Annotated in this window: 4 protein-coding genes and 2 pseudogenes; 4 read left to right on the forward strand and 2 right to left on the reverse strand. The window is 42.3% G+C overall.

Annotation, left to right across the window (positions count from 1 at the left end; translation table 11 throughout):
- A pseudogene (locus ACFOHL_RS12890) lies at positions 1–78 on the reverse strand (type II toxin-antitoxin system Phd/YefM family antitoxin); the annotation flags it as partial.
- 275 nt (positions 79–353) lie between these two features.
- On the opposite strand from ACFOHL_RS12890, the gene ACFOHL_RS12895 reads away from it, so the two are divergent.
- The 4 genes from ACFOHL_RS12895 (at position 354) to ACFOHL_RS12910 (ending at position 3,163) form a co-directional block, all read left to right on the forward strand.
- Positions 354–1,925, forward strand: coding sequence for a transposase (locus ACFOHL_RS12895; protein WP_376920650.1), 1,572 nt, complete (start codon positions 354–356; stop codon positions 1,923–1,925).
- Between the two features lie 259 nt (positions 1,926–2,184).
- Entirely contained in the window at positions 2,185–2,463 is a 279-nt protein-coding gene (locus ACFOHL_RS12900) for a type II toxin-antitoxin system RelE/ParE family toxin (protein WP_376920651.1), read from the forward strand.
- On the forward strand, positions 2,463–2,756 hold the full coding sequence (locus tag ACFOHL_RS12905; protein ID WP_376920652.1) for a HigA family addiction module antitoxin: 294 nt from the start codon (positions 2,463–2,465) through the stop codon (positions 2,754–2,756). Before ACFOHL_RS12900 ends, ACFOHL_RS12905 begins: the two co-directional genes overlap by 1 nt.
- Positions 2,757–2,848: 92 nt before the next feature.
- Positions 2,849–3,163 carry a hypothetical protein gene (locus ACFOHL_RS12910; protein WP_376920653.1) on the forward strand — a complete coding sequence of 105 codons (315 nt, stop codon included), beginning with the start codon at positions 2,849–2,851 and terminating at the stop codon, positions 3,161–3,163.
- Between the two features lie 87 nt (positions 3,164–3,250).
- On the opposite strand, the pseudogene ACFOHL_RS12915 reads toward ACFOHL_RS12910, so the two are convergent.
- A pseudogene (locus ACFOHL_RS12915) lies at positions 3,251–3,415 on the reverse strand (type II toxin-antitoxin system RelE/ParE family toxin); the annotation flags it as partial.
- Between the last annotated feature and the right edge of the window lie 105 nt (positions 3,416–3,520).

A 3,520-nucleotide genomic window follows, 5' to 3' on the forward strand; every position in this document is an offset into this window, starting at 1 on the left:
ACTGCTCGCAACTTTCATAGGGTTTGCTTTTAGTTCTGTAATACTTGCAGCAACTTCCGCCAAAATTCTCGCCGCCATAACGGTCTCCTAAAAGGTCTTTAATTAGGTCATTTTAGGCTATCATTGTTGGTTTAACAAGCGCATAAACTCGCTCACTACGTTCGCCGGGACAAAAATACGTAGGCTCCCAGCGCTTCGCTTGGTATTGTAGCCTACATATATTTGCCCGTTATGCGGGTGTTGAGACTGTAGAAAAACCTAAACAAGCTCAAAAAAACATCACTTTTCACTTCCCCCCGATCACACTTTGTGATCAAATAGGTATTACCCAACAGGCATAGGAGGTCTTGGTTATGCCACGATTTATGCCCCTCAATTATCAGCAACATTCGATGGTGGTGATCAACTATCTCGACCAACTACGAGCCGGTACATTTGAATACGCGATTCATTATTTGATTGAAGAGAAGTTGGATTTGTCGGTGTTCTACCCCAAGTATAAAAATGATGCCACGGGGCGTTTAGCGTATGACCCCGCAGCGCTATTAAAGATTGTATTGTTTGCCTATTCCAAAGGGATAACGTCTAGTCGAGAAATCCAGTGGTGCTGTGAAACAAACATCATTTTCAAAGCCTTGTCGTGTGATAGCGTGCCACACTTTACAACGATAGCGGCGTTTATCAGCGGGCGTAAAGACGAGATCGCATCGGTGTTTGAGCAAATTTTATTGATATGCCAAATGCAGGGTTTGTTGGGGAATGAGTTGTTTGCGATTGACGGGTGTAAGATGTCATCGAATGCTTCTAAAGAGTGGTCGGGGACGTTTAATGAGTTAGAAGAGAAGCGAGATAAGTTAAAGCGCCACATCCGCTATCAATTGGAGTTGCATGAGCGTTTGGATAACACGGATACCGCAGAGCAAGCCAAGCAACAGCGTATTCAGCAGACCATTGATACCTTGAATAAAGCGCACGACAAGATTGAAGGCTTTCTCAATCACAAAACCGCTAAACCACGCATGGGCACAGGCAAGCGCCCAAGGGAAGTGAAATCGAATATCACGGACAATGCGTCAGCGAAGATGACCACGAGTAAAGGCACCATTCAAGGGTATAACGGTGTTGCTGCGGTGGATAAAAAATACCAAGTGATTGTGGACGCACAAGTGTTTGGCAGTGGTCGAGAGCAGCACACCTTGAAGCCTATCCTTGATACGATTCAGTCCCGTTATAAACGCTTAGGGATAAGCGAGAACATATTCGCTGAGCAGACGATTGTGACAGCAGACACGGGCTTTGCCAGTGAGAGTAACATGGCGTATTTGCACGAACACAATATCAACGCCTATATTCCCGATAATCAATTTAGGTCACGCGACCCGAAGTTCAATGAGCAGAAAGCCAAGTACGGCAAGCGCCATCAAGATAAGAAAGTTCGCAAGAAAACGACAATCCCTGCGAGTGAGTTTCAGTTTGACCCTGTGTGCAAGACATGTATTTGCCCAGCAGGAGAGCAAATAAGCTTTAGAGGAATTAGAGAAACCACAGAAGGGATTAAAACCGCTTACTTCGAAGGGAAGTTGTTACAATGCCGTCACTGTGACAAGAAACACAAATGTATGCATAACCCCAAGTCAGCCGAGCATCGTAAAGGCGCAGGCAGACAAGTGTCGTTTCGGCTAGAGGCAGATAGAGCGCCAACCTACACGGATTGGATGAAACAACGGGTAGACAGCGACAGAGGCAAACAAATTTACAGCCATCGCATGAGTGTGGTGGAGCCGGTGTTTGGCAATATCGGCACAAATAAAGGTCTCAATCGTTTTAGCTTACGCGGCAAAGACAAAGTGCAAGGACAGTGGCACTTGTTCTGTTTGATACACAATATCGAGAAACTACACAATTACGGCAAGGTGTTGCATTAACATCAACGTGGGACAACAACTGTTTCCACTAAAAACAATTCCTACACACCCAATTACAAAGGCTCGCCCCCCAAAAAATCCCTGTTTTGACAAAAAACAACAACGGGTAAAAAGTTTTGCAATATTTAGAAATTGAAGGCAGAGTTGTATCAGAATTAACAATCAACTCAGGTGTAGGGAAATGACTGAACAAAAATGCTTTTTTCTACAGCCTCGTTATGCGACTTGATAGTGTTGCGCAACATGCTGCAATGTTTAAATGATAAGGTCATTCAAACACAAAGGCCTAAGGCTATTCTTTGAAAAAGGAAGCACCAAAGGCATTCAAGCAGCTCATGCTTCAAAGCTACGAATGCAGCTTGCAGCTTTGCATTCGGCAACGGAAATTAATGACTTAGACATTCCTGGATATAGACTGCATCCGCTAAAAGGGAAACTAAGTAATCTGTGGTCAATCACAGTTAATGGTTATTGGCGGATTACGTTCGAATTTGAAAGCGGAAATGTTTATATCGTAAATTATGAGGATTACCACTAATGAATATGCACAATCCCCCTCATCCTGGCGAGTTTATTTCTCAAACTTACATGGAGCCGTTTAACTTAAGTTGTCGACAGCTTGCTAAACATTTAGATGTAGCGCCCTCGACGTTGAATCGCGTATTAAAAACTCAAAGTGGAATTAGCCCCGAGATGGCGCTACGTTTATCTAAAGTTGTCGGGCGTAGTCCAGAAAGTTGGCTCGCAATGCAGGATCACTTCGATTTGTGGCAAGCTAAGCAGACTGTAGAATTAGATAAAATAACTAAGATCGAGTTGAAAGTCGCATAACAACGTTTTCATGACAGACAAAAACAACAGCGCTTCTTACCGCATAAAACGGCGTTATGCATCCTAGTTTCTTCTTTTTTTAAGTTTAAATGATGAATGAATCGGACTGGAAAATATTTAAGCAAATTAAAGATTTGGCTATTGAAAAATATTGTTCACTTACTTTAGATGAAGCGAACGATATAATTTCAGGTGAAAGAGAAAGTTCACATGAAACGTATTTGTATTTATATAAGACGCTTCAGAATAGAGATAAGCATTTAGCTGTTATGTTTGAAGGTCACAGCAGGTCAAAGGCTTGGCTACAATTAATTGCGATGAGGAAAGAAGGTTTGGCAGAACAATCTTTACTCGATAAATTATCTGATGAATTTCGGATAAAAACAGATCCAACAAAACTATGGTAGTTTCGATGCATAACAAGCGCCGCCTCATGCCTGTCGCAGATGCGACTTCGGACACCCGATTTGTTGCGCAATTTGCATTTCGCTACGCTACATTGTCACAAATTTGACAACAAATGTTATGCGCAAAGGCTCAGAAGATTTTTTTACATCGCGATAAAAGTTTTCATGGGACTCTAGAGCTATCAATTCCAGCACCACTGTTCCATTCTCATGGCTATACCCCAACAATGTGAGTTGTTTTACCATTTTGAACTTGTATACCCGTGATCAATGAAAACGCTTGATTTTTAATGAATAGAGGATCAATCTATTACCATGATTGATATTTCCCTCACATCTGAACAAAAAGCCGCACTC

It is taken from the genome of Agaribacter flavus (assembly GCF_042646125.1).
GTDB classification, from domain to species: Bacteria; Pseudomonadota; Gammaproteobacteria; order Enterobacterales; family Alteromonadaceae; genus Glaciecola; species Glaciecola flavus.

Coding starts and splice junctions, on each gene's coding strand:
- ACFOHL_RS12910 (WP_376920653.1), top strand. CDS start 2,849: ATGAATGAATCGGACTGGAAAATATTTAAGCAAATTAAAGATTTGGCT.
- ACFOHL_RS12895 (WP_376920650.1), top strand. CDS start 354: ATGCCACGATTTATGCCCCTCAATTATCAGCAACATTCGATGGTGGTG.
- ACFOHL_RS12900 (WP_376920651.1), top strand. CDS start 2,185: ATGATAAGGTCATTCAAACACAAAGGCCTAAGGCTATTCTTTGAAAAA.
- ACFOHL_RS12905 (WP_376920652.1), top strand. CDS start 2,463: ATGAATATGCACAATCCCCCTCATCCTGGCGAGTTTATTTCTCAAACT.